General features: G+C 73.3%; 22 protein-coding genes. 8 read left to right on the forward strand and 14 right to left on the reverse strand.

The genetic code is table 11. The features are described from left to right. The first annotated feature begins 1 nt into the window (after position 1). The gene (locus tag CXY01_RS09310) at positions 2–1,177 is read left to right on the forward strand and encodes an MFS transporter (protein ID WP_146927152.1); all 1,176 of its coding nucleotides are present in this window, start codon (positions 2–4) and stop codon (positions 1,175–1,177) included. On the opposite strand, the gene CXY01_RS09315 is transcribed toward CXY01_RS09310, so the two are convergent. Beyond that, positions 1,178–2,962, reverse strand: coding sequence for an ABC-F family ATP-binding cassette domain-containing protein (locus tag CXY01_RS09315; RefSeq protein WP_146927153.1), 1,785 nt, complete (start codon positions 2,960–2,962; stop codon positions 1,178–1,180). Between the two features lie 87 nt (positions 2,963–3,049). Here CXY01_RS09315 and CXY01_RS09320 point away from each other — a divergent pair, with 87 nt between their 5' ends. Beyond that, positions 3,050–4,234, forward strand: coding sequence for an LCP family protein (locus tag CXY01_RS09320; protein WP_146927154.1), 1,185 nt, complete (start codon positions 3,050–3,052; stop codon positions 4,232–4,234). Positions 4,235–4,239: 5 nt separating this feature from the next. Here the strand turns inward: CXY01_RS09320 and CXY01_RS20825 are convergent, their stop codons facing one another. The 10 genes from CXY01_RS20825 to CXY01_RS09370 all read right to left on the reverse strand — a co-directional run bounded on the left by CXY01_RS20825 (position 4,240) and on the right by CXY01_RS09370 (position 14,613). Beyond that, entirely contained in the window at positions 4,240–4,965 is a 726-nt protein-coding gene (locus CXY01_RS20825; RefSeq protein ID WP_186813349.1) for a hypothetical protein, read from the reverse strand. A 47-nt stretch (positions 4,966–5,012) separates the two neighbouring features. Then, on the reverse strand, positions 5,013–5,486 hold the full coding sequence (locus CXY01_RS09330; RefSeq protein WP_146927155.1) for an SRPBCC family protein: 474 nt from the start codon (positions 5,484–5,486) through the stop codon (positions 5,013–5,015). 2 nt (positions 5,487–5,488) lie between these two features. Next, a complete protein-coding gene (locus CXY01_RS09335) occupies positions 5,489–5,818 on the reverse strand; it encodes an ArsR/SmtB family transcription factor (RefSeq protein ID WP_146927156.1) in 330 nt (109 codons plus the stop codon). A gap of 49 nt (positions 5,819–5,867) precedes the next feature. Further along, a complete protein-coding gene (locus CXY01_RS09340; protein WP_146927157.1) occupies positions 5,868–6,806 on the reverse strand; it encodes a 4-(cytidine 5'-diphospho)-2-C-methyl-D-erythritol kinase in 939 nt (312 codons plus the stop codon). Then, on the reverse strand, positions 6,803–7,750 hold the full coding sequence (gene rsmA / locus CXY01_RS09345; RefSeq protein ID WP_146927158.1) for a 16S rRNA (adenine(1518)-N(6)/adenine(1519)-N(6))-dimethyltransferase RsmA: 948 nt from the start codon (positions 7,748–7,750) through the stop codon (positions 6,803–6,805). Before rsmA ends, CXY01_RS09340 begins: the two co-directional genes overlap by 4 nt. A 68-nt stretch (positions 7,751–7,818) precedes the next feature. Beyond that, a complete protein-coding gene (locus tag CXY01_RS09350; RefSeq protein ID WP_146927159.1) occupies positions 7,819–9,099 on the reverse strand; it encodes a resuscitation-promoting factor in 1,281 nt (426 codons plus the stop codon). A gap of 308 nt (positions 9,100–9,407) precedes the next feature. Continuing rightward, on the reverse strand, positions 9,408–10,607 hold the full coding sequence (locus CXY01_RS09355; RefSeq protein WP_246125199.1) for a resuscitation-promoting factor: 1,200 nt from the start codon (positions 10,605–10,607) through the stop codon (positions 9,408–9,410). A 151-nt stretch (positions 10,608–10,758) separates the two neighbouring features. Further along, positions 10,759–11,664: a TatD family hydrolase gene (locus tag CXY01_RS09360; RefSeq protein WP_146927160.1), complete on the reverse strand. Its 906-nt coding sequence runs from the start codon at positions 11,662–11,664 to the stop codon at positions 10,759–10,761. Then, positions 11,664–13,457 carry a methionine--tRNA ligase gene (gene metG, locus CXY01_RS09365; RefSeq protein WP_146927161.1) on the reverse strand — a complete coding sequence of 598 codons (1,794 nt, stop codon included), beginning with the start codon at positions 13,455–13,457 and terminating at the stop codon, positions 11,664–11,666. The genes CXY01_RS09360 and metG overlap by 1 nt, the downstream gene beginning before the upstream one ends. A gap of 31 nt (positions 13,458–13,488) precedes the next feature. Continuing rightward, a complete protein-coding gene (locus tag CXY01_RS09370; protein ID WP_146927162.1) occupies positions 13,489–14,613 on the reverse strand; it encodes a PQQ-dependent sugar dehydrogenase in 1,125 nt (374 codons plus the stop codon). 149 nt (positions 14,614–14,762) lie between these two features. On the opposite strand from CXY01_RS09370, the gene CXY01_RS09375 reads away from it, so the two are divergent. Beyond that, positions 14,763–15,962, forward strand: a complete 1,200-nt coding sequence (locus CXY01_RS09375; protein WP_146927163.1) for a cytochrome ubiquinol oxidase subunit I — start codon at positions 14,763–14,765, stop codon at positions 15,960–15,962. Then, the gene (locus CXY01_RS09380) at positions 15,959–16,882 is read left to right on the forward strand and encodes a cytochrome d ubiquinol oxidase subunit II (RefSeq protein ID WP_146927164.1); all 924 of its coding nucleotides are present in this window, start codon (positions 15,959–15,961) and stop codon (positions 16,880–16,882) included. The genes CXY01_RS09375 and CXY01_RS09380 overlap by 4 nt, the downstream gene beginning before the upstream one ends. Positions 16,883–17,065: 183 nt before the next feature. Here CXY01_RS09380 and rsmI read toward each other — a convergent pair whose 3' ends face one another. Next, on the reverse strand, positions 17,066–17,932 hold the full coding sequence (rsmI, locus tag CXY01_RS09385) for a 16S rRNA (cytidine(1402)-2'-O)-methyltransferase (protein ID WP_246125200.1): 867 nt from the start codon (positions 17,930–17,932) through the stop codon (positions 17,066–17,068). A 66-nt stretch (positions 17,933–17,998) separates the two neighbouring features. Here rsmI and CXY01_RS09390 point away from each other — a divergent pair, with 66 nt between their 5' ends. Continuing rightward, positions 17,999–20,188: a dolichyl-phosphate-mannose--protein mannosyltransferase gene (locus CXY01_RS09390; protein WP_246125201.1), complete on the forward strand. Its 2,190-nt coding sequence runs from the start codon at positions 17,999–18,001 to the stop codon at positions 20,186–20,188. A gap of 12 nt (positions 20,189–20,200) precedes the next feature. On the opposite strand, the gene CXY01_RS09395 is transcribed toward CXY01_RS09390, so the two are convergent. Then, positions 20,201–21,685: a beta-N-acetylhexosaminidase gene (locus CXY01_RS09395; protein ID WP_146927165.1), complete on the reverse strand. Its 1,485-nt coding sequence runs from the start codon at positions 21,683–21,685 to the stop codon at positions 20,201–20,203. A 45-nt stretch (positions 21,686–21,730) separates the two neighbouring features. Continuing rightward, entirely contained in the window at positions 21,731–22,744 is a 1,014-nt protein-coding gene (locus CXY01_RS09400; protein WP_307724388.1) for a bile acid:sodium symporter family protein, read from the reverse strand. Positions 22,745–22,876: 132 nt separating this feature from the next. Here CXY01_RS09400 and CXY01_RS09405 point away from each other — a divergent pair, with 132 nt between their 5' ends. From CXY01_RS09405 to CXY01_RS09415, 3 genes are all read left to right on the forward strand, one after another. Continuing rightward, entirely contained in the window at positions 22,877–23,152 is a 276-nt protein-coding gene (locus CXY01_RS09405) for a GlsB/YeaQ/YmgE family stress response membrane protein (RefSeq protein WP_146927166.1), read from the forward strand. 88 nt (positions 23,153–23,240) lie between these two features. Next, on the forward strand, positions 23,241–23,597 hold the full coding sequence (locus tag CXY01_RS09410) for an ArsR/SmtB family transcription factor (protein ID WP_146927167.1): 357 nt from the start codon (positions 23,241–23,243) through the stop codon (positions 23,595–23,597). Further along, the gene (locus CXY01_RS09415; protein ID WP_146927168.1) at positions 23,594–24,100 is read left to right on the forward strand and encodes an SRPBCC family protein; all 507 of its coding nucleotides are present in this window, start codon (positions 23,594–23,596) and stop codon (positions 24,098–24,100) included. The genes CXY01_RS09410 and CXY01_RS09415 overlap by 4 nt, the downstream gene beginning before the upstream one ends. The last annotated feature ends 679 nt before the right edge of the window (positions 24,101–24,779 follow it).

Consider the following 24,779-nt stretch of genomic DNA (forward strand, 5'->3'; position numbering starts at 1 on the left):
CATGACGGCGGCTCGGTCCGCCGCACGAGGGCTGCTGCTCGCGGCCGTCCTGCTGTACGCGCTGAACCTGCGGGCGCCGATCACGGCGCTCGCCCCGGTCGTCGACGACGTCCGGGCGGACCTCGGGCTGAGTGCCGCGGGCGTCGGGCTGCTCACGGGCATCCCGGTGCTCTGCTTCGCGGTGGCGACGCCGTTCATGGCGGTCCTGCTCGGGCGGCTCGGAACCGGACGGGTGGTCGCGGCGTCGCTGGTGACGGTCCTGGCCGGGACGCTGCTGCGGTCGGCCGACGGGTTCGGCACCGCGCTCGTCGGCACCGTCCTGATCGGGGTGGCCATCACGGCGGGCAACGTCGCCGTGCCGGTGGTGATCGGGCGGGACTTCCCCGGGCACGTGCCGCGGGTGACCGGCCTGTACACGGCGGCGCTCAACGGCGGCAGCGTCCTGACCACCACCCTGACCGCCCCGCTCGCGGAGGTCGTGGGCTGGCGGTGGGCGCTCGCGTCGTGGGGGCTGCTGGCCGTGGTCGCCCTCGTGGTGTGGCAGCGGGCGTACCCCTTCTCTCGTGCCGAACCCGTGCCCGTCGTCACCGGCACCAAGGCGCCCGACGTCTGGCGCCGGCCCGTGACGTGGTTCCTCGCCGTCGCGTTCGCCGGGCAGGCCTTCGGGTACTACGCGGTCAGTGCCTGGCTGCCGTCGGTCCTGCACGACAACCTCGGGCTCGAACGGGCCGCGTCCGGCGGCGCCGCCGCGCTCTTCCAGCTGTTCGGCATGGTCGGCGGCATCGCGGTGCCCATCGCGCTCGGGCGCCGCGCACCCGTGGCCGCCGTGGCCGCCGCGATCGCGGTCGGCTGGGCGGCCCTGCCCATCGGTCTGCTGCTCGCCCCGCAGTGGTGGCCGGTGTGGTGCACGTTCGCGGGCGTGGCACAGGGCGGCAACTTCGCGGTGATCTTCACCGTCATCGCGTCCAGCGCCGGGTCGCAGGCGGCCGCCCGCCGCATGTCCGCGACCGTGCAGAGCCTCGGCTACGGCTGCGCCGCCCTGGGCCCCAGCGTCCTGGGCGCCGTGCACGCGTCGAGCGGCGGGTGGACCGCACCGCTGCTGGTCGTGCTCGGAGCCGTGCTGACGATGGGTGCCGCGACGGGGCTGGGCCTGCGCAGCATGCGCCGGGAGGGCTAGCTAGCCGACGATCTCCGCGGCCTCGAGCCACGCGGCCTCGAGCTCGTCCTTCTCGGCGGCGAGGGCCCGCAGCTCGGCGTCCAGCGCGATCACGGCCTGGTGGTCGGTCGCCTGGTCCGACATCCGCTGGTGCAGGACCGCCTCCTGGTCCGCGATCCGCGAGAGGCGCCGCTCGATGCGGGCGATCTCCTTGCGAGCCGTGCGCAGGTCGGCGGTGGACACCGCCGCGGCCGCCTCGGCCACCGGGCGGGCGTCCAGCGGGGAGCTGGCCGTGGCCGCGGCATCGCGGCGCAGGTCCAGGTACTGCTCGACGCCGCCGGGCAGCTGGCGGAGCAGGCCGTCACCGAGGAGGGCCATCTGCGTGTCGCACACCCGCTCGAGCAGGTACCGGTCGTGCGAGACGACGATGAGGGTGCCCGGCCAGCCGTCCAGGAGGTCCTCCAGGGCGGCCAGCGTGTCGGTGTCCAGGTCGTTGGTCGGCTCGTCGAGCAGCAGCACGTTGGGCTCCCCGACGAGCAGCCGCAGCAGCTGCAGCCGTCGACGCTCCCCGCCGGACAGGTCCCGCACCGGCGTGCGCGAGCGTTCGCGGTCGAAGCCGAGCCGCTCGACCAGCTGGGCTGCGGTGAGCTCCTTGCCGCCGACGACCACCGAGCGCTTCTCGCTCTCGATCACCTCGATGACACGCAGACCCGCCAGCTCGTCGAGCTCCTCGACGTCCTGGCTGAGCTCGGCCACCTGCACGGTCTTGCCGCGCTTCACCCGCCCGGTGGTCGGTTGCTGGCGTCCGGACAGGAGCCGCAGCAGAGACGTCTTGCCGGCGCCGTTGACGCCGACCAGGCCCACCCGGTCTCCGGGGCCGAGCCGCCAGGTGATGTCGTGCAGGAGCGTGCGGTCGCCGTAGACGACCGAGGCGTCCTCGATGTCGAGCACGTCCTTGCCCAGCCGGGCGGTGGCCATCCGGGTCAGGCTCAGCTGGTCGCGCGGCGGCGGCTCGTTCTCGATGAGCGCGTTCGCGGCGTCGATCCGGAACTTCGGCTTGCTCGTGCGCGCAGGTGCGCCCCGGCGTAGCCACGCGAGCTCCTTGCGGAGCAGGTTCTGCCGCTTCTCCTCGGTGGTCGACGCCGTGCGTGCCCGCTCGGCCCGCGCCAGCACGTAGGCGGCGTACCCACCCTCGTACTGGTCGACCGTCCCGTCGTGCACCTCCCACGTGCGCGTGCAGACCGCGTCGAGGAACCAGCGGTCGTGCGTGACGACGACGAGCGCGCCGTTGGAGCCCCGGTACCGCTCGACCAGGTGCGCGGCGAGCCACGCCACGCCCTCGACGTCGAGGTGGTTGGTGGGCTCGTCGAGGACCAGGACCTCGTCGTCCCGCACGAGCAGCGCCGCCAGGGCGACCCGGCGACGCTGGCCGCCGGACAGGGTGGCGACGTCGGCGTCGAGCGACACGTCCCCGAGCAGGCCGGCGTGCACCGAGCGGATGCGGGAGTCGGTGGCCCACTCGTGCTCGTCGGCGGACCCGTGCACCACGTCGAGGACGGTGCTGCCGGCCAGCAGGTCGTCGCGCTGGTCCAGCACGGCGATCCGCACGCCGCCGGCGCGGGTGACCCGGCCGTCGTCGGGCTCCTGCAGCCCGGACAGCACGCGCAGGAGCGTGGACTTTCCGGCGCCGTTGGGGCCGACGACGCCGATGCGCTGACCGTCGTCGAGCCCGAGGGAGACCTCGTCGAGGAGGGTGCGCGTGCCCAGCGCGAGCGTGACGCGATCCGCGCCGAGAAGGTGTGCCATGTCGTGTGAAGGCTACCCGCACACCCGCACAAGGCCTCCACCCGGACCACCCGCACCCGCACTGACCTGCGCACTAGCGTCCGGAGGATGAGCCAGCACGCGCGCGCCGTCCGACCCCGCCGGGCGCTTCGCGCGGTCGGCCTGACCGCCGTGGGCGTCCTCGTGTTCGGTGTCGCGGGCGCGGCGGCCGTGTACCGGGAGCTCCAGTCGAACGTCACGGGGGTCGACCTGGCCGACCTCGTCGGCGACGAGAGCGCCCGTCCCCAGGCGTCGGAGCCGCCTCCCGGGGACGCACGGGCGGGCTCCCCGGTGAACCTGCTGATCATCGGCTCCGACGACCGCAGCGGGGAGAACGCCACGATCGGCGGTGACAACGAGGGCATGGCGTCCGACACCACGATCGTCGCCCACGTGGCCGCCGACCGGTCCCGGGTCGAGCTGGTGTCGATCCCTCGTGACCTGATGACCGACCGACCGTCGTGCACGATGACGGACGGGTCGACGACACCGGCGCGGGACGACCGGCAGGTCAACGAGGCGTTCGCGGTCGGCTGGCAGCAGGGTCAGGACGTCGCGTCGGCGTCGGGGTGCACCTGGAAGACGGTCGAGCTCCTCACCGGGGTCCGGCTGGACGGGCTGGTGCTCGTCGACTTCGTGGGGCTGCGGGACATGGTCGACGCGATCGGCGGGGTGCCCATCTGCCTGCCCACCGGCCTCAGCGACGAGGACACCGGGCTGGACGTCCCCGCCGGTGCGCAAGTGTTCACCGGCACGACCGCCGTCCAGTTCGCCCGGGCGCGGCACGACATCGGCGACGGGTCCGACACCGGCCGGATCACGCGTCAGCAGGACCTCATGGCCGCGATGACCCGGTCGGTGCTCAGCCAGGAGGTGCTGACGAGCCCGACGGCCCTCTTCCGGTTCGCGCAGGCTGCGACGAGCTCCCTGACCGCGAGCACGGGCTTCCGGGACCTCACCGACCTGACCGGGTTCGGCCTGTCGCTGCGCCACCTGAGCGCGGAGCGGATCGTGTTCGCGTCGATGCCCACCACTCCCGACCCTCGCGACTCCAACCGGCTGGTCGCCGCACCGGCCGCGGCCGACCTGTGGGCCCGGATCGCCACCGACCAGCCCGTGGGTGTGCTGCCGGCGGCTGACGTCACGCCCACGACCCCACCCGCGGGCACGCCTGCGCCGCCGCCGGCCGTCGAGACGCCGTGGTCACCGCCGGGTGGCGTGCTGACCTCGGCGGACGACTCGTCGACCTGCTGACCCCGTCAGCAGCCCGCGGAGTCGTAGCCGCACAGAAGCTCCCACGCGGCCTGCGCGTTCGCCGTGACGACCTCGCGTGCGGTGCCGACCTGCCCCTCCCCGCCCTGCACCGCGACGAGGGTTACCGCGTTCCCGCGCCGCGTGACCGCCAGGTAGGTGCCCATCGCCTCGTCCACCCGCCCGTCTCCGGCGTAGTAGCGGGTGGCCAGGCCGACCCCCTGCGCCCCCACGTCCAGCGGCTCGACCGTGTACATGGTGGTGTCGGGGGGGACCTGTTGCGGGCACGCGCTCAGCGCGGCACCCAACCGGCCGGCCTCGGCCACCGCGGCGTCGGCGTCGGCGAGCACGACGACCTGGTGCGCACCGACGCGCGACTCGACCTCTCCGGAGCCCTGCGTGACGGTGCGCATCGCGACGCCGTCGGTCGGCATCCCGGCGTCGCACGTCTCGTCGACGAGCCAGCTGACCACGCCCTCCGACTCCTCCCGCCAGCTGTCCGGGCCGGCGGTGTCCCAGGCGGTCTCCGGCAGCATGACCTCGGCCGGCAGGTCGGTGGGCGGCGTCCACGTCGGCGTCGGCGTCGGCGTCGGTGTCGGTGTCGGTGCCTGGGTGGGCTGCGCCTCGGTGGTGACCGTCGCGCCCGGTTCCTGCGCCGTCGGTCCGGTCGGTGCGCACCCGACGAGGGCCAGCACGCACACGACCGTGATCAGGGACGGAGCCGTGGCGCGCATGGCGTCACCCTGCCGTCGGAGTCCGACGGGGCGCAAGCGGCCGCGCGTCAGCGGGCCAGGTACGCGCCGAGGGCGTCGAAGATCCCGGCGAAGCCCGACTCGCGCTTGCTGCCGTCGTCCTTGCCGTCCAGGAAGACGCCCTGCTCGGTGTAGGTCACGCGCGTGCCGCCGTCGACCGCCTCGAGCTCGACGGTCGCCAGCGACGTGGACAGGTGCTCGCCGGCCACCCACATGTCGTAGGTCGACACGATGCGCGAGCGCTCGACGATGTCCGTGTAGGTGGCGACGTAGCGGCTGGTGGGCCCGTCGTGCCACTGGCCGTCCTGGACGGCCTGCCCGCCGACGCGGAAGTCCTCGTGGGCCTCGGTCTCGGCGAAGCCCGGGTCGGACCCGAACCACTGGGCGTGCTGCTCGGGCACGGAGAACGCGTCCCAGACACGGTCGAGCGAGGCGTCGAACGTCCGCTCGACGACGAAGGTCGCGTGGACGACGGTGCTGGTGCTGGCGGTCTCGACGGTCATGATCAAGGTCCTTCCGTGGTGGCGAGATAGGTACCGAGCCGGTCCAGCCGGCGCTCGCCGGGCAGCCGCTGCCGGCCCATCCACTCCCCCGCGCCCGTCAGGGCGTCGGTGGCGAGCTGGACCGTGCGGACCCGGCCGGTCTTGTGCGAGGTGACGATGCCGGCGTCCTCGAGCAGCGCGAGGTGCTGGTGGACGGCGGGCAGGGACATCGCGAAGGGCTCGGCGAGCTGGCTGACGGAGACCGGACCGCGTGCGACGCGTTCGACCATCGCGCGGCGGGTCGCGTCGGACAGGGCCTTGAAGACCTTGTCCAGCTCGCCATTGTTAAGCATGTGCTTAAGTATTGCCGCTCGCGACGAGAAGTCAAGGGTCGATCGGGAGTCAGTCCATGGAGCTGACCACGCGCGCACCGGCCACCGGGCCGGCAGCGGTCAGGACCCGGTCCGAGACGCCGGACGCGGTGAACGCGGCGGCGAGCACCAGCGCGTGCTGGCGGCTGCGGCCGAGGGCGGCGACCGTCGGACCCGACCCGGACACGACGACGCCGAGCGCCCCCGCGTCCTGCGCGACCGCGAGGGGCTCCGCGAGGCCCGGGTCGAGCTCGAGCGCCGCCATCTGCAGGTCGTTGTGCAGCGCGGCACCGAGCGCCCGCGGGTCCCCCGCGCGCAGCGCCTGCATCAGCGGGACGTCGTCGTCCTGCTCGGGCACGAGGGCCGAGCCGTGCAGGTCGTCGAACGCGGCGTACACGGCCGCCGTTGACAGCCCGCGGTCCTGCACGGCGAACGCCCAGTGGAACTCGCCGCGACTGAGCGCGGGCGTCAGCAGGTGACCGCGCCCGGAGCCCACCGCGGTGTGGCCCGCCAGCGAGAACGGCACGTCCGACCCCAGCTCCGCGGCCAGGTCCAGCAGGTCGTCCCGGCTGAGCCCGGTGCGCCACAGGGCGTCGCAGGCGACCAGGGTCGCCGCGGCGTCGGCCGAGCCGCCCGCCATCCCGCCGGCGACCGGCACGCCCTTGTGCAGGTGCAGGTGGACGCCGTCGTCGATGCCCGCCCGGTCCGCCAGCAGGGTCGCGGCCCGCAGCGCGAGGTTGGACCCGTCGGTCGGCACCAGCTCGGCCTGCGGACCGCTGACGGCCAGGGTGCGCTCCTCGGACGGGGTGGCGACGACCTCCTCGAACACCGACACGGCCTGGAAGACCGTCGACACGGCGTGGTAGCCGTCGTCCTCGCGCGGGCCGACCCGCAGAGACAGGTTGATCTTGCCGGGCGCACGGACCCTGACCTCGTGCTCGGGCAGCGGGGCCACGGGGGTCAGCGTCACGGCTCCACAATGCCAGGTCGGCCGCCGACCGGCCCGGGGTGCCCGAGATGTTCGGCGATGCGCGCGAACCCGGCGATGTCCACGCGCTCGCCGCGCGCCTGCGGGTCCACGCCCGCGCCCTCGAGGGCCGCCACGGCGGCGTCGGAGGACCCCGCCAGGGCGGACAGCGCGGAGCGGAGCATCTTGCGGCGCTGGGCGAACGCGGCGTCGACGACGGCGAACACCGCCTCACGGGACGCGTCGGTCTCGGGGGGCTCGCGGCGGTCGAAGCGCACGAGCGCCGAGTCGACGTTGGGCGCCGGCCAGAAGACCGAGCGGCCGACCGTCGCGGTCCGGCGCGCCGACGCGTACCAGGCCGCCTTCGCGGACGGCACCCCGTAGGTGCGACTGCCGGGCGGTGCGGCGAGCCGGTCCGCCACCTCGGCCTGCACCATGACGAGGACGCGCTCGAGGCTGTCGAACCGCTCGAGGAACGTCAGCAGGACCGGGACGGACACGTTGTAGGGCAGGTTGGCGACGAGCGCGACGGGCGGCGGGCCGGGCAGCGCGTGCACGTCGAGGGCGTCCGCGAGCACGATCGTCAGGCGGTCGCGGCCCGCCTCGTCGCGCAGGACCACCGGCTCGTCGTCGGCCCCCGCGACGACCGTCAGCCCCGGCACGTGCCGCGCGACCGTGGTGGGCAGCAGCCGGGCCAGCGTCGGGTCGATCTCGACGGCGACGACGTCGGCGCCTGCCTCGAGCAGCCCGAGCGTGAGCGAGCCGAGACCCGGCCCGACCTCCACGACGCGGTCGCCCGGCTCCACGTCGGCCTGCCGCACGATCTTGCGCACCGTGCCGCCGTCGAGCACGAAGTTCTGCCCCAGCTGCTTGGTCGGGCGCACCCCGGCGCGCTCGGCGAGCTCGCGGATCTCCGCAGGCCCGAGCAGCGTGGTGGTGGTCGACATGCGCACGAGCCTAGGCGAGCACGACAGAACCCCCGCCCACGATGCCGGGCGGGGGTCCTGTCGAGTGGTCAGCTGAAGAGGTTCTTCCCGCAGTGCGGCCACTGGCCGGCACCGGAGCGGTTGTAGAGCATCTTCGCGCGGGCGGTCTGCTCCTCGGCCGAGGCGTCCGAGGGGAGCCCCGCACCGCCGACGGCCTGCCACGTGCTCACCGAGAACTGGTAGAGGCCGTGGTACTTGCCGGTGGACGACACGATGCTCGGGTTGCCACCGGACTCGCACCGGGCCAGCGCGGCCCAGTTGAGGGAGTCGGCGTCGCCGCCGGCGGTGACCGGGCTGCCGGTCGACGACCCGGCGGGGGCCGGGGCCGGCGCGACCGGGCGCGTCTTGGTGCCGACGCTCAGCACCTCGTCCACGGGCGCCTGCGTGACGACGTCCGACACGGGGACGCGGGCGGACTCGACACCGTCGATCGTGGTGACGCGCTCGACGAGGGTGCGGACGCCGGGGACACCGGCGGTCAGCGTGCGCTTCTGACCGGCGTAGCGCTCGGGGTCCTCCTGCGTGGTCGACGCGAAGGCGACCTCGTGCGTCGACGTGACGTCCTGCACGACCACCCGGTTGACGACGACCTGGACCCGGCCGGCGGCACCCTGCACCACGGACACGCGGTCCAGCGCGTTCAGGGTGATGCCGAGCTCGCCGAGGACCTGCGCGACGGAGGCGTCGGCGTCGGTGACCTCGAGCGTGGCGCCGTCCACCAGGACGTCGGCCGGGCCGCGCAGCGTCAGGTCGAGCGCGAGCTCGGGGCGGCCGCCGGCCGCGGACCGGGACGCGACGAGCGCCACGGACGTCCCGCGGGCGGCGAGCGTGTCGAGCGCCTCGTCGGCGGACAGCGCGGTCGTCCAGACGGACGTCTCCACGCCGTCGACGTTGACCGAGACCTGGTGCGCGTGCCGGACGACGATCTCGGTGCCCTCGCGCAGCGCGCCGCGCTGGCTGACGACGTCACGCTCTCCGACGACGACGCCCTGGTCCTCCAGGAGGCCGTCGACCGAGCCGGCGAAGGTGCTCAGCCGGGCGACGTCGCCGTTGACGTCCAGCGTGACCGTCTTCTGCGCGTGGGCGAACGTGGCGGTCCCGCCCGCGAGGACGAGTGCCGCGGCGGCGGCCGTGATGGGCAGGATGCGTGCCCGGCCGGACCGGTGGCCAGTCGTGGGGAGGTCGTCCGGGGAGGACGTGGCGCTGGGTCGTTCGGACCGTCGCGCGGACAGGCCAGGGATCAGGGTCGAGAACTGCACGAGGCTCCAGCCGTCGAGGTGCCCGGGCACGGGGAGTGGAGCGTGCCGCATGCGCGGCACCCGGCGGTGTGCCTCCGTTCGAGGCTCGGCGGACACCCTCTGGGCGTCTCCCGTCGGTCCCGGATCCCCGATCCGGCCGTCACGGCGGCCCGCCTGCTGCGGGCGCCGACCACCCCGCGGTACGTCTGCCAGCACAGGTGGGCCGACGTTCAGATCGCGAGGCGCGACCGACCGTAACCGAATCGTGATCCGGTTGCCAAGCGCGCCTACCCGCCGATCGGGTAGAGATGTGCCTCGTTTTCGCGGGTGATCGACCGTTCCCCCACGTCAGAGCCCGTGAGCGGGATCACACGGGTGAATCAGTACCAGCCCTTGGCCTGGCTGTGCGCGTAGGCGCCGCACGGGTCGCCGTAGCGGCCGCCGATGTAGTTCAGGCCCCACGTGATCTGCGTCGCCGGGTTGGTCCGCCAGTCGTCCGCGACCGTCGCCATCTTGCTGCCCGGGAGCGACTGCGGGATGCCGTACGCACCCGACGACTTGTTCTCCGCGTTCACGCGCCAGCCGCTCTCCTTGTTCCAGAGCGCGAGCAGGCAGGCGAACTGGTCGTCGCCCCACCCGCGGGCCGCGGCCATCTCCTTGCCGAGCGCCTGGGCGGTGCCCGGCTCGACGGCGACGACGGACGGGTCCGGCAGCTCGGCGGTGCCGACCTTGGTGACCTGGGTGACGGGCGCGACCGTCACCACCGAGGCCACCGGGGTGCGGCCGACGACGACCCCGCCGACGAGCTGGAGCTCGTACGTCGTGGTGCGGACGCCGGCCTTGCCCTTGGTGGCGATCACGGTGTTGCCCTTGACCATCCCCGGGTCCTCGACCTCGGTGGACTCGAACGGCATCGCCTCGGTCACCGTCTCGCCCGACGTGCTGGCGCGCGTGACCATGACCACGAGGCCGTCCACGGCGGTGGAGTCGAGCGGCACCGATACCTGGTCGCCCTCCTCGAGCACCAGGCCGATGTCCCGCAGACCGTCGCGCACCGTGGCGGCGCTGGTCAGCCCGTCGATGACCTGGCCGTCGACCACGAGGTGGATCGTCTTGAGCGTCGAGACGCGCAGCGTGTCCCGGCCGAGAGCCGCGGAGCGGGACGCCGACAGGCGCACCTCGTCGTCACGCAGCCCGAGCCCGTCGACGGCCTCACCGACCGTCAGGGCCGTGGTCCACACCGACCGCTCGGAGCCGTCGACCTCGACGGACAGCTCGCGGCCGTGCCGCACGACGATCTGGCCGGACCGCGAGATGGGCTCGTCCAGGCCGGGGGCGACGAGGTCGCGCTCGCCGACCTCGATGTCGGCGCTGGCCAGCATGTCCTCGACGGTGCGGCCGAAGGCCTCGACCTCCACCGAGGTGCCGTCGACGTCCACCGTCACGGTCTTGTGCATCACCGCGAACGCGCTGGTCGCGGCGGCCACGACCGCGAGCACGGCGCCCTGGGCCACGACCCGCACGGCTCGACGACCACGGAAGGGGCGACCTCGGGTCGCACGCTCCAGGTCCGGGCTCACGCGGTGGGTCCTCTCAGCGGGGCTGGTACAGCCGCGCCCCTGCTGGACGCAGGTCCGACCGTAACCGATCCGTGACCGACGCGGTAACCCGAGGTCCGCCCTCCGGGACCGACATCACCCGACCGTCCGGCGACAGACCGGGTCATTCCCGTCACCACGACCCGTAGACCGCCTCGGAGGTGGCCGCGAGCGCGGTGCAGACGTCCACCAGCGGGCGTCCCGTCACGTCGGCGACCGTCCGGACCGTGCCCGGCAGCAGGTAGGGGGCGTTCGGCCGGCCCCGGAACGGGTGCACGGTCAGGTACGGCGCGTCCGTCTCGACGAGCAGCAGGCTGGGCGGGACCTCCCGCAGCGCCTCCCGCAGGGCGTCGTTGGCGCCGAACGAGACCGGCCCGGCGAACGAGAGGTACCAGCCGTGGGACACCGCGAGCCGCGCCAGCTCGGCGTCGCCGGAGAAGCAGTGGAAGACCGTGCGGTCCGGCGCCCCGTCCGCGAGCAGCACCTCCACGACCTCGTCGTGGGCGTCGCGGTCGTGGATCTGCAGCGCCAGGCCGAGCTCCTTGGCCAGGGCGACGTGCGTGCGGAACGCCTCGCGCTGGACCGCGCGGCCCCGGGGTCCCGCGCGGAAGTGGTCCAGGCCGGTCTCGCCGATGGCGCGGACGCGGGGGTTGGCACGGGCCACCGCCTCGACCCGGGCGATGGCGTCGGCCAGCGACACGTCGTGCACGGGCTCCGGGTCGAGCCCGTCGGGGGCCGTCTCGCGCACGCCGGCGTGGCGGACGGCCTCGTTCGGGTGGATGGCGACCGCGCCGAGCAGGGCGTCGTGCGTCCGCACGGCCACGTCGGTCCACGCGATCGCGTCGAGGTCGCAGCCCACCTGCACCATGCGGGTCACGCCGACCGCCGCCGCGCGGGCCAGGTGGTCGTCGAGGGTCGGGTCCCAGCCCTCCGCCTCCCACGTCACCACGGTGTCGAGGTGGGTGTGGTTGTCGACCACCGCGACCGGCAGGGGCTCGGGCGGTGCGGGCCAGCCCCGCTCGCCCTTCGACCGCGCCATCACGCCTGGCGCAGCCGCTCGAGCTCCTCCTCGACGATCGAGTCGTCGAGCTTGGTGAACACCGGGACCGGCTTGGCGACGGGCGTGCCCGTCACCAGCGGCTCCGACCGCCACGGGGCGACCGTGCGTCCCAGCTCGTAGTCGCCCGTGATGATCGGGTAGTGGCGCGAGTCGTCGTCGAGGTCGGTGACCTCGTCGATGCGCGGCAGCGGCGAGAACGTCCCCGTGCGGCCGAACGTCTCGTGCACCTGCTGCGCCGAGTGCGGCAGGAACGGCGCGAGCAGCGTGTTGGCGTCACTGACGGCCTGGGCGGCCGTGTGCAGCACCGTGCCCAGCCGGTCACGGTCCTGCGTCAGCTTCCACGGCTCCGTCTCGGAGATGTACCGGTTGGCCTCCTGGACGACCCGCATCGCCTCGCTGATCGCGGCGCGGTTGCGGTGCCCCTCGAGCAGGCCGCCGACCGTTCCGAAGCCCGCCGACGTCGTCGCGAGCAGACCCTGGTCCACCGGCTGCAGCTCGCCCGGTGCCGGGATCTCGCCGAAGTTCTTGTGGATCAGGCTCGCCGTGCGGTTGACCAGGTTGCCCCAGCCCGCCACCAGCTCGGAGTTGGTGCGCGTCTTGAAGTCCGCCCACGTGAAGTCCGAGTCCTGGTTCTCCGGCCCGGCGGTGGACAGGAAGTACCGCAGCGCGTCGGGCTGGTAGCGGGACAGCACGTCCCGCACGTAGATGACCACGCCACGCGACGAGCTGAACTGCTTGCCCTCCATGGTGAGGAACTCGCTGGACACCACCTCGGTGGGCAGGTTCAGCGTGCCGAACGTGCCCGGCGAGCCGCCCTTCGTGCCACGGCCGTCGTAGGCCAGCAGCTCGGCCGGCCAGATCTGCGAGTGGAACGTGATGTTGTCCTTGCCCATGAAGTAGTAGCTCAGGGCCTCGGGGTCGTTCCAGAACGGGCGCCACGCGTCCGGGTCGCCCGTGCGGCGCGCCCACTCGATCGACGCGGACAGGTACCCGATGACCGCGTCGAACCACACGTAGAGGCGCTTGTTCGGGTTGTCCTCCCAGCCCTCCAGGGGCACCGGGATGCCCCAGTCGATGTCCCGCGTCATCGCACGGGGCCGCATGTCGTCGACGAGGTTGAGCGAGAAGTTCAGGACGTTCGGGCGCCAGTCCGTGCGGGTGCGCAGCCACGCCTCCAGGGCGCTCGCGAACGCGGGCAGGTCCAGGAAGAAGTGGTTCGACTCGACGAACTTCGGCGTCTCGCCGTTGATCCGGCTGTGCGGGTTGATCAGGTCGATGGCGTCCAGCTGGTTGCCGCAGTTGTCGCACTGGTCGCCGCGCGCGCCGTCGTAGCCGCAGATGGGGCACGTGCCCTCGACGTACCGGTCCGGCAGGGTGCGTCCCGTGCTCGGCGAGATGGCGCCCATGGTCGACTGCTCGATCATGTAGCCGTTCTTGTGCACCGTGCGGAACATCTCCTGCACCACGGCGTAGTGGTTGCGCGTCGTCGTGCGCGTGAACAGGTCGTACGACAGGCCCAGGTTGGTCAGGTCCTCGACGATCACGCGGTTGTAGCGGTCCGCCAGCTCCTGCGGGCCCACGCCCTCCTGCTCGGCCAGCACCAGGATCGGGGTCCCGTGCTCGTCGGTGCCCGAGACCATGAGCACCTCGTTGCCCGCCATCCGCATGTAGCGGCTGAAGATGTCCGACGGGACACCGAAGCCGGCGACGTGACCGATGTGGCGGGGACCGTTCGCGTAGGGCCACGCGACGGCCGAGAGGATGCGGGACATGCGCCGATCCTAGGTGAGCGCGTGGGGACGCTCAGTCGACGACCACCCGCAGGATCCGGTCGTCCCCGTCGCGCACGTCGCCCCGCCCGTCGGTGTTCCCCGTGACCACCCAGAGCGACCCGTCGGGCGCGGGCTCGACCGCGCGCAGCCTGCCGTGCTCGCCCTCCAGCAGCGCCTGCGGGGTGCCGACGCCGACCTGCGTCAGCGGCACCCGCCACAGCCGCTCGCCGCGCAGCCCCGCCAGGTACACCGCGTCGTCGGTGACGGCCAGGCCGCTCGGCGACGCGTCCGTGGTCGCCCAGACGGCTAGAGGTTCCGAGAACCCGTCCGCAGCGCCGTCCGACAGCCCCTCGACCTCCGGCCACCCGTAGTTCCCGCCCGGCTCGATGAGGTTGAGCTCGTCCCACGTGTTCTGGCCGAACTCCGAGGCGAACATCCGGCCGTCCGGCGCCCAGCCGATCCCCTGCACGTTGCGGTGCCCGAGGCTCCACACCGGCGAGCCCTCGTCCGGGTTGCCCGGGGCGGGGTCGCCGTCGGCGGTGATGCGCAGGATCTTGCCGCTGAGGCTGTCCGGGTCCTGCGCCGACGGCGGGTCGCCCGCGTCACCGGTGGCGACGTAGAGGAAGTCGTCCGGGCCGACGGCGAGCCGCCCACCGTCGTGGTTCCCCGCCTTCGCGATGCCGGTGAGGATCGGGTCCAGGTCCCCCAGGACCGACCCGTCGAGCGTGCCGCGCAGGACCCGGTTGTCGTCGGCCACGGTCGCGTACAGCGCCAGATCGACGGCCGGCCCGTCTGCACCGAGGATTGCGACCCCGAGCAGACCGCCCTCACCGGCGGGGACGACGAGGTCCGCGAGCTCGTCGGCACCCGGTCCGGTCACGTCCGTCCTGGTGCCGTCCGGTGCGACGAGCACGAGAGCGGCCGCGTTCCGCAACGTGACGACCGCGTCGCCGTCCGGGAGGAACGCGAGCCCCCAGGGGACGTCGAGGCCACCGACGACCTCGTCATTCTCGGAGACCGCGACGGTCGGGGCGCTCGCGCTGCCCGTCGTGTCCGTCGTTCCCGTCGCGACCGGGGTCGCCGGGGTGCAGGCCGCGAGCGCGACGACGAGCGCGCAGGCCGCGACGGCCCGTCGTCCCGAGGATCTCGACGCCATGCGACCACCCCAGCACGGCCGTCCGGGCACCGCACTCGGTGACCACCCTGAGCGGCAGCGGGAGCAGGCTCGGGGACCACCCGGAACCGTCCCGGATCTTCCCCTGGGACCCGGTTTCATCAGCCTTCCGCGGGCCTAGCGTCACCCTCGTGAGCGCCGTCGACGCCGCCCGCACGCAGTTCGCGCTGCTCGCGGGCTTCCACTTCCTGTTCGTCCTCGTGACCCTGGGCCTCGGACCCGTGGTCGCGATCTTCCAGACCCGGTGGGCGGTCACCCGTCGTGAGGTGCACGAGCGCGCCACCCGGTTCTGGGGGCAGCTCTACCTCGTGAACTACGCGCTCGGCATCGTCGCGGGCATCCTGCTGGAGCTCCAGTTCGGGCTGCACTTCCCCGGCCTGCTCGACGTGGCCGGCGAGGTGTTCGGCGCGCCGCTCGCCGTCGAGACGATGGTCGCGTTCTTCCTGGAGTCGACGCTGCTCGGCCTGTGGGTGTTCGGATGGCACCAGCTCAACCGGTGGGTGCACACGGTCGTGTTCTGGCTCGTCGTGCTCACCGGGTACGCGTCCGCGCTCGCGGTCATGGTCGCCAACGGGTTCCTGCGCAACCCCGTCGGCTACGAGCTGGTCGACGGCGTCGCGCACATCACCGACCCCGCCGCGCTGGTGCTCAACCCTGCGGCCGTCCTGTCCCTCGGGCACGTCCTCGGTGCGTGCCTGCTGGCCGGGGCGTTCGTCGTCATCGGCGTCAGCGCGTGGCACCTTCGCCGGGAGACGGCGTTCGACGAGCTGTTCCGGCGCTCGCTGCGCACCGGCGTCGTCGTCGGGGCCGTCGGTGCGCTCCTGGCGGTCGGGTTCGGGTTCTCCCAGTTCTCGTACGTCACGCAGGGCGCCGAGGCCGGGCAGCACCCCGTGGTCGGGGTCGCCCTCGGGTTCATGATCCTGGGCGGCTTCGCACTGTTCCTCGGCGCGATCCCCATGCTCGCGCTGATGATCGGCGGGGCGCTGTTCCGGCTGCCGTTCCGACGGGCGGTCTACGGGTTCCTCACCGCGGTGCTGCCCGTCCCGTTCGTGCTGGCGATCCTCGGCTGGCTGACCCGCGAGATCGGCCGGCAGCCGTGGGTCCTCGTCGGCGTGCTGCGGACGTCCGACGCCACCTCCGCGCACAGCGCCACGACCGTCCTCGTCTCGCTCGTCGTGCTCGTCGGCCTCATCGCCACCCTGGCGGTCGTCGACTGGGTGCTGCTCGGGCGGCTCGCCCGTCTCGGGCCGGGGTCGCCCGTGCTCGGCGCGCCCCCGTCGCAGGCCCGCGAGGCCGACGAGCCCCTGACCTTCGCCGAGGTGTCCCGATGATCTGGAGCCTGCTGCTGGTCGGCGCGCTCGCCGGCTGGGCCGTGCTCGACGGCATGAACCAGGGCCTCGGCGCCACGCTGCGCCAGGTCGGACGGACCCCCGGCGAGCGCCGGACCGTGCTCACCGCCCTCGGCCCGTTCCTGCTGGCGGGCGAGGTCTGGCTGGTCGCCGCGGCCGGCATCCTGCTCGCCGGCTTCCACGACCTCGAGCGCGACCTCCTGCTCGTCGGGTACCCGCTGGTCATCGCGCTCCTCGTCACCTGGGTGCTCCGCGACGCCGGCGTCTGGCTGCGCAGCCGGCGGCCCGGGGTCCGCTGGCGGGCCGGGTGGGAGCGCGTGATCGTCGCCGCCTCCGTGGGGCTCCCCCTGTCCGCGGGCGCCCTGCTCGGGACCGCGCTCGTGTGGCTCCCGCCGCAGCCGTCGCTGACCGCGCGCGTGGTCGTGCCGGTGCTGACCGCGCTGTCCGCGGTCGCCGTCACCCGCGTCCTGGGCACCACGTTCGTCGCCACCCGGACGTCCGGCGTCCTGCGCGAGAGGGCCGCACGGCTCGCCGGTCGCGCGCTGCCCTGGTCGGCGGGGCTGCTGGCCGCGTCGGCCATCGCGTACGTCGTGCTCGTCCCCGCCGACGGCCCGGTCGACGCCGTCCTGCCGCCGCTCGTCGTCCTCGCCGGCTCCGGCTCCGCCCTCGTGGCGCGACCGGCGCTCGCGGACGGTCGGCTGCACCGCGGGCTCGCCGCGGTCGTCGTCGGCGGCGCGCTGCCCGTGGTCGCCGTCGCCATCGCGCTGGCTCCTGTGGCCTCCCCCGCGTCGACCCTCGAGCTCGTGCTGCTCGGCTGCGTCCCGGTGCTGCTCGCGGCGCAGGCGTGGGTCTGGTGGACGTTCCGCCACCCCGTCGGCCCCCGCGACGCGGTCTTCTACTGACGGCGGCCGCCGAACCCGACATCGTTGCCGCGAAGGCCCTCAGAACGTCCTCCATGTCGGGTTCGGCGACCTGGCGCTCGCTGGGGTTCACCGCCTGCGACACGTCCGTCAGGGCTCGGTGGGCCACTCGTGCGCGTGGTCGTCCTCTGCGAGGGCTTGGTCGGCGTCGCGCGCTCGCTGTGGTCAGCGGGGCTTGGCCGCCAGGGCTGCCGCGTACAGGTCGCGCTTCGGGACGCCCGCCGCCGCAGCCACCTCCGCGACCGCGTCCTTCAGGCGGTCGCCGGTGTCCGTGCGGGACAGCACCTCGGCGACGAGGTCCGCGGTCGAGAGCTCCACCGCCTTCACCGCCCCGCCGACCACGACGACGATCTCGCCGCGCACCTGGTCCGCCGACGCCCACGCCACCAGCTCCGCAAGTGGCGCCCGGACGATCTCCTCGTACGTCTTGGTCAGCTCCCGGCAGACCGCGGCCGGCCGGTCCGCCCCGAACGCGACGGCCATCGCCGCCAGGGTGTCGTCCAGCCGGTGCGGCGCCTCGAAGAACACCATCGTGCGGCGCTCGTCGGCGAGCAGCTCGAACGCCCGGGCGCGCTCGCCCGGCTTGCGCGGCGGGAACCCCTCGAAGCAGAAGCGATCGGTCGGCAGCCCGGACAGCGCGAGTGCCGTCAGCACGGCGCTCGGCCCCGGGGCGGCCGTCACGGGCAGACCGGCGGCGACAGCGGCGCCCACCACCCGGAACCCCGGGTCCGACACGGCCGGCATCCCGGCATCCGTCACGACGACCACCGTCCCACCGCCCGCCACGACCGCGAGCACCTCCGCCGAGCGCTCGACCTCGTTGTGCTCGTGGAAGCTGAGCACCCGCCCACCGATCTCGACGCCGAGCCGCACCGCGAGCGCCCGCAGCCGGCGGGTGTCCTCCGCCGCGACGACGTCCGCCTCCGCGAGCAGCCGGCGCAGGTGCGCCGACGCGTCCTCGGCGTTGCCGATCGGCGTGGCGGCCAGCACGAGACGGCCCGGGGTCTGCTCAGCGGGGCTCACAGGGGTCACGCGGGTCAGCCTGCCACCTCCCGGAACCCCCTCCCGCAGCACAGGCCCCGCCCCTACGATGACCGCGTGCCGCCCACCGGAGACGACGACGCCTCGACCCTGACCGGACGTCAGGAGGGCCCCGCCCCCTCCCTGAGTCCCGACGAGGCCGGCACGACCCCGGCGGCGCAGACGCCCGACGGGGCGGACGTGCTCGGCGAGACGGCCGCCACCGAACCAACCGACGAGCAGGCACCGGTCGCCGAGCCGCGGCCTCGCGACGGATCCGGCACCTCCGACCGCCACTCGGCGGTGGACGAGACCCGCCCGCTCGACCCGACCGACTCTCCCGGGGATCCGGCAGCGGTCGACCCGATCGACGAGCCGGCAGCCGTCGACGGGACCGAGCCCACCCATGCCGCCCACGAGCCCACCGAGGCCGACGAGACCAACCGGGTCAGCACGGCGGACGCGACCGGCATCGTCGAGGAGCCGAGGACCGTCGACGAGATCGAGCCGGCGGCCGAGCCCACCGCCCCCGAGCCGACCCCGGTCGGCGAGACCGCGGTCGCGGCGGCGGTCGTCGGCAGCTCTGCGGTGGGCGGGACGGCGCCGGCCGAGACGGAGGCGGCCCGCGAAGGCACGGTGCTGACCCTCGACGAGCCGCGCGAGCTCGAGGGACCCGAGGAGTCCACGCGCGGCCGGCTGCTGCGCCGGCTGCTGGGCGACGACACGCTGCGCCTCGACGCCACCAGGCGCGACCGGGTCATGGGCTGGGTGTGGCCGCTCGCGGTCACGGTGCTGGCCGCGGTGCTGCGGCTCTGGGACCTGGGCCGCCCGCACACGCTGGTGTTCGACGAGACGTACTACGTCAAGGACGCGTACTCGCTGCTCGTCAACGGCTTCGAGGCTACCTGGGGCGAGGACCCGAACCCGGCGTTCGAGGCGGGCGACACCAGCGGCCTGACGGACGTCGGCTCGTACGTGGTGCACCCGCAGGTGGGCAAGTGGCTGATCGCCCTGGGGATCCAGTTCGGCGGCGGTGTCGGCAGCTCGGCGGCGTGGCGTGCCGCGGCGGCGGTCTGCGGGATCCTGGCGGTCCTGATGATCGCGCGCATCGGCCGGCGGCTGTTCGCCTCCACGGCGCTGGGCACGCTGGCGGGGCTGCTGCTCGCGGTCGACGGCGAGGCGATCGTGATGTCGCGGATCAGCCTCCTGGACCCGTTCCTCATGTTCTTCGTGCTGGCCGCGTTCGGCGCTCTCCTGCTCGACCGCGACCAGGCCCGACGGCGGCTGGCCGAGCGGACGGCGCAACGGATCGACGCGGGCGAGGACCTGCGCGACGGGCCCCGGCTGGGGGTCCGCTGGTGGCGGCTCGCGGCCGCGGTGCTGCTGGGCCTGGCGCTGGGCACCAAGTGGTCCGCGATGTACTTCCTCGCGGTGTTCGGGCTGCTCAGCGTGGCGTGGGACCTGACGGCCCGCCGGAGCGTCGGTGTGACGCACTGGTGGCGCGCGGGGATCCTCAAGGACGGCGTCGTCGCGGGGATCTCGATGGTCGGCATCGCGCTCGTCGTGTACGTCGGCTCGTGGTGGTCCTGGTTCGCGCACAAGGAGTCCTACGGCCGCCTCTGGGCGGAGCAGAACCCCGACCAGGGCGTCCAGTGGCTGCCCCCGGCGCTGCGGTCGTTCTGGAAGTACCACCAGGACATGTGGGCGTTCCACAACGGGCTGGAGACCCCGCACTCGTACTCCGCGCACCCGCTCGGGTGGATCGTGCAGTGGCGGCCGACGTCGTTCTTCTACCCGACCGAGGTGTCCGGCCTGACCGGGCAGGCGGCGCAGGACGCGTGCGGCGCGGCCAGCTGCTCGCAGGCCGTCGTGGCGCTGGGCAACCCGGTGCTGTGGTGGTGCGCTGCGGCGGCGATCATCGTCGCTGTCGTCTGGCTGTTCCGGTACCGCGACTGGCGGGCGGGGGCCGTGCTGTCGGGCCTCGTCGCCGGCTGGCTGCCCTGGTTCGCGTACGAGCACCGCACGATCTTCACGTTCTACTCGATCGTGTTCGCGCCCTGGGTCGTGCTCACGCTGGTGTACGTCATCGGCCTGGTGGTCGGACCGAAGGACCTGGACCCGCGGGAGCGCCGCTGGGCGATCGTCGGCTCCGGGGTCCTCGTCGCGCTCATCGTGGGCGTCAGCGCGTTCTTCTACCCGCTCTGGTCCGCGTGGATCGTGCCGTACGACTTCTGGCACGCGCACATGTGGCTGCAGACGTGGGTCTGACGGCCTGACGGCTCAGCGCGTCCAGTCCACCTGCGGGCTCGCGTACCAGGACAGCCCGAGGCGGTCCCAGAACGCGGCCTGCCGGCCGACCCGGGCGCGGAAGTCGTCCCAGTCGCGTCGCTCGGGCGCGGACCAGGCGACCTCGGCGATCGCGGCGAGCCGCGGCAGCAGCATCTGCGTGAGCGCCGGCAGGTCGCGCAGGGTCTCGGTCCAGACGGCGGCCTCGACACCGATCACGGACTCGGCGGGCACGCCCTCGACGAGGGTCGACGGCTCCCAGTCGTAGGCGTCGCGCAGCTCGATGTGACCGGCCCACTCCAGGCCGAGCTCGGTGGTCGCGTCGTACTTCATGTCGAGGTAGGCCTTCGATCCCGGAGACATGAGCAGCAGCGCCCCGGCCTGGGCGGCTGCCACGAACGGCGCCGGGTCGACGCGGGTGTCCCAGTACTGCACGACCGTCCCGGGCTCCAGCGGCGTGTGGGCGATCTCCTGCCAGCCGACCACCTTCTTCCCGGCGGCACGGACCGCGGCGGACGCGGCGGCGACCAGGGTGGCGTACTCGGCGGCCTCCATGGTGAGCACCTCGTCGCCCCCGATGTGCACGTACTCGCCGGGGGTCATGGCCGCGACCTCGGTGAACACGTCCGTGAGGAACGGGCGCGTCGCGGGCAGGTCGGCGTGCAGCCGGCTGAAGCCGACCTCGATCCCGGTGTACGTCTCGGTCGGCTCCCCGGTCGGGTTGAGGTCCCCGTACGCGTGCGTCGCCGCGTTCACGTGACCGGGGACGTCGATCTCGGGCACGATGCGCACGCCGCGGACCGCCCCGTACGCCACGAGGTCGGCGTAGTCGTCCGCCGAGTAGTAGCCGCCGGGGTCCCCGTCGACCGACGTGCTGCTCGACAGCCGGGTCAGCAGCGGTCGGGACCGCAGGTGCAGCCGCCAGCCCTGGTCGTCGGTCAGGTGCAGGTGCAGCACGTTGAGCTTGTAGTGCGCCATGAGACCGATGACGACCTTGAGGTCGCGCACGGGCAGGAAGTGGCGGGCGACGTCGACGGACAGTCCTCGCCACGCGTACCGGGGCGCGTCCTCGATGCGGACGGCGGGCACCTGCAGGCTCCCGCCGGGCCCGGCAGCGATCAGCTGGCGCAGCGTCACGATCGCCCGCACGAGTCCCGCGGGGGTGCGGGCTTCGAGGTCGATGCGGCCGCTGCGTGCGGTCAGCCGGTAGGCCTCGTCGCCGGCCGGCAGCGACTGGACCAGCCGGAGGCGGACGACGCCGAGGGCGGTGGACTCGCTGCTCGCCGTGTTCTCCGAGTACCGCACCTCGACCGCCCGGCCACCGACCCGGCCCAGCAGGTCGGCCGCGAGCACCGCGATGCCGATCAGGTCCGGCCTGCCGTCGACGACCACGGTGGTCGTCTCCGTGAGGACGAAGGGTGCGTCGCCGGTCGTCTCGACGTGAGCAGGCTGCGGGATGACGGCGATGGCGTCGGCCACGGTGGGGTCCTCGGGGGCAGAGGGTCGAATCGTTCCGGGCAGACGCTACTCGACCTGGGCCGCGAGCCGTCGCGCGAGCACCGCGCACACCGCCAGCTGCAGCTGGTGGAAGACGATCACGGGCAGCGCCACACTGGCGGCGAGCGCCGGCGCGAACAGCACGGCCGCCATCGGCAGGCCCGTCGCCAGGCTCTTCTTCGAGCCGCACATGAGGAGCGCGACGCGGTCGTCGCGCGGGAGCCCGAGCCACCCGCCGCCGCTCCAGGTGAGGAAGAGCATCGTCGCCAGCATCACCGCGCACACCACCGCGAGGACGACGAGGGCGACCCACGTGACGTGGGACCACGCCCCGGACACGGTCGCCTCGCTCACGGACGTGTACGCGACGAGCACGATCGCGCTCCGGTCGGTCACCCGCGTCAGGTGCGGGCGTGCCCGCAGCCAGGGACCGGTCCAGCGCTGCACCAGCTGCCCCGCCGCGAACGGCAGCAGCAGCTGGAGCAGGATGCCCCACAGGTTCCCGCCCGTCTCGCCCGAGGTCCGCACCATCAGGACGCCGACGAGCAGCGGCGTCAGGACGATCCCGACGACGTTCGAGATCGTCGCGCCCGTGATCGCGCCGGCGACGTTGCCGCGGGCGATGGAGGTGAACACCACGGACGACTGCACCGTCGAAGGCAGCAGCGACAGGTACAGCAGACCGGTCTTGAGCTCGGGCGAGACGAGGGTGTCCGGCAGCAGCTGCACCAGCAGCCCGAGCACCGGGAAGGCCGCGTAGGTGGCGGCCAGCATCGAACCCTGCAGCCGCCAGCTGCGCAGCCCGGCCCACACCTCGCCGGTCGCCATGCGCGCGCCGTAGAGGAAGAACAGGAGCACGATCGCGGCCGTGCGGACCACGTCGAGGACGTCCGCGACCACTCCGCTGGCCGGCAGGAGCAACCCCAGGAGGAGGGCCGACAGGATCATGACGACCAGCGGGTCGACCCAGCTCAGTGCGCGCGACCAGACGCTTCGCCCGGTGTCGTCGGCTGGTCCGCTGGCGGGCACGGCTGGGGGCACGGTGACATCTTGCCACCGCGCTCAGCGCGCGGATCCGACGGATCCCCCCTAGATTCGTCCGTCGTACCCGGACAAACCCCTCGAAGTCCCGTCGTACCCGGACGAACCCCTCGAAGTCAAGGAGTTCCACTCATGACACCCGAAGGCATCATCTCCGCCATCATCATCGGCGCCGTGATCGGCATCCTCGGCCGTCTGCTCGTGCGCGGCCGTCAGCGCATCTCGCTGCTGCTGACGATCGTCATCGGCATCGTCGCCGCCCTCATCGGCACGTACCTGGCCAGCCTGGTCGGCGTCCAGGACACGGCCGGTGTCGACTGGATCGAGCTCCTGTTCCAGGTCGTGCTCGCCGCGATCGGTGTGGCCGCCGTCTCCGGCAGCCGCAGCCGTCGCCGCAGCATCCTCTGAGCCCCACAGCACACCACGAGGGCGGTCTCCTCTCCGGGAGACCGCCCTCGTCTTGACAGATTGGTAACCATACAGTTACCAATAAGCCATGGACCCGTTCGCCGGACTCGCTGACCCCGTGCGGCGTGACCTCCTGCGGACGCTGGCACGCGGCGGGGCCCGCGTCGTCGACCTCGCAGCGATGCACCCGATCAGCCGGCCGGCCGTGAGCAAGCACCTGCGCGTGCTCGTCGACGCCGGCCTGGTCCGCGCCGAGACGCACGGACGTGAGCGCCACTACGCGCTGGTCCCGAGCGGGCTGGACCCGGTGCGCGACCTGCTCCGCGACCTCGGACCCCGACCGCGCTTCGACGAGTCCGCACTCGACGGCCTCGACCTCGAGGTCCGCCGCACGGTCCGTGACCACCGAGAACCGACGTCCGACCCGATGGAGGAGACAGCATGACCCCGAGCGCCACCGGCCGCCGAGAGACCCGCGACGGCCACGACAGCGTCGTGATGGACCGCGTCTTCCGGGCGCCCATCGAGTCCGTGTGGGCGGCGGTCACCGAGTCCGACCGGCTCGAACGCTGGATCGGCACCTGGACCGGGGACCCGGCCTCCGGGTCGGTCCTCTTCCGCATGAACGCCGAGGGCGACGACGCCAAGCCCGAGACCTTCACGATCCACGAGTGCGACCCGCCCCGCCGCGTCTCGCTGACGTCACAGGTGGTCGGCGAGCAGAACGCCTGGCACTTCGTGCTCGAGCTCACCGAGGACGCCGGCACCACCACCCTCACGTTCAGCCAGTCCGTGCCGGACGCCGAGATGGCGACGGGTGTCGGGCCGGGCTGGGACTACTACCTGGACCGGCTCGTCGCGGCGGAGACCGGCGGCGACGTCGCCGCGCTCGACTTCGACGACTACTACCCGGCGCTGTCGGACCACTACCGGGCCTTGTTCAGCTGAGCGGTGCAGGGACGACGAAGGCGGCCTCCCGAACCGGGGGCCGCCTTCGTGTGCGGGTGGAGCTGAGGGGATTCGAACCCCTGACCTTCTCATTGCGAATAGATTCCCGACCCTGCAGAGGTTGGCGCCGCGAGTGTTTCGGGTGCACTGGGTGCATCCCGAGCGGGTGCATTCGCTCTGCGGGGTGCGCGGGGGGTGCGCGCTTCACGAGGCGTGAACACTTCAAGGCGCTGAACCGATAGCGGAGCACAAGAGGCCGTCGTAGGCCCGTGTCAGGGGTGGTGTAGCCATCACGTAGTGACGCCGTAGGCGCCCTTGACGCGGGGCGGAGACGGCCGGATGCTCGGCGATCGGTGCGGGGCCGGGCGTCAGGACTGTGCAAGCATTCGGTGAAAGCAGGCGGCTCCGCGAACGACTCGGGGCCGCCTTCGTCACGTCCGGTGGTCGGCTGGAGGGGTGGGGTGCGCGCAGCGAGCTTGCGAGCGGAGCGCGGGGCCCCGCCCTGGAGGCCGACCCGCGCGGCGGAGCCGCGCGCTTGAGTCAGTAAGGAAAGTTCTCACGACACTGCTCGCAGCTGCCTGCGATCGATGGACCGCGCCGGGATCGTTCAGATACCGGGTCAGAGGGACACCAAAGTCGCGTACCTGATCGCTCTTGCGGGGCACACTGGCCTCGTGTC

It is taken from the genome of Cellulomonas xylanilytica (assembly GCF_007989805.1).
Classification (GTDB): Bacteria; Actinomycetota; Actinomycetes; order Actinomycetales; family Cellulomonadaceae; genus Cellulomonas; species Cellulomonas xylanilytica.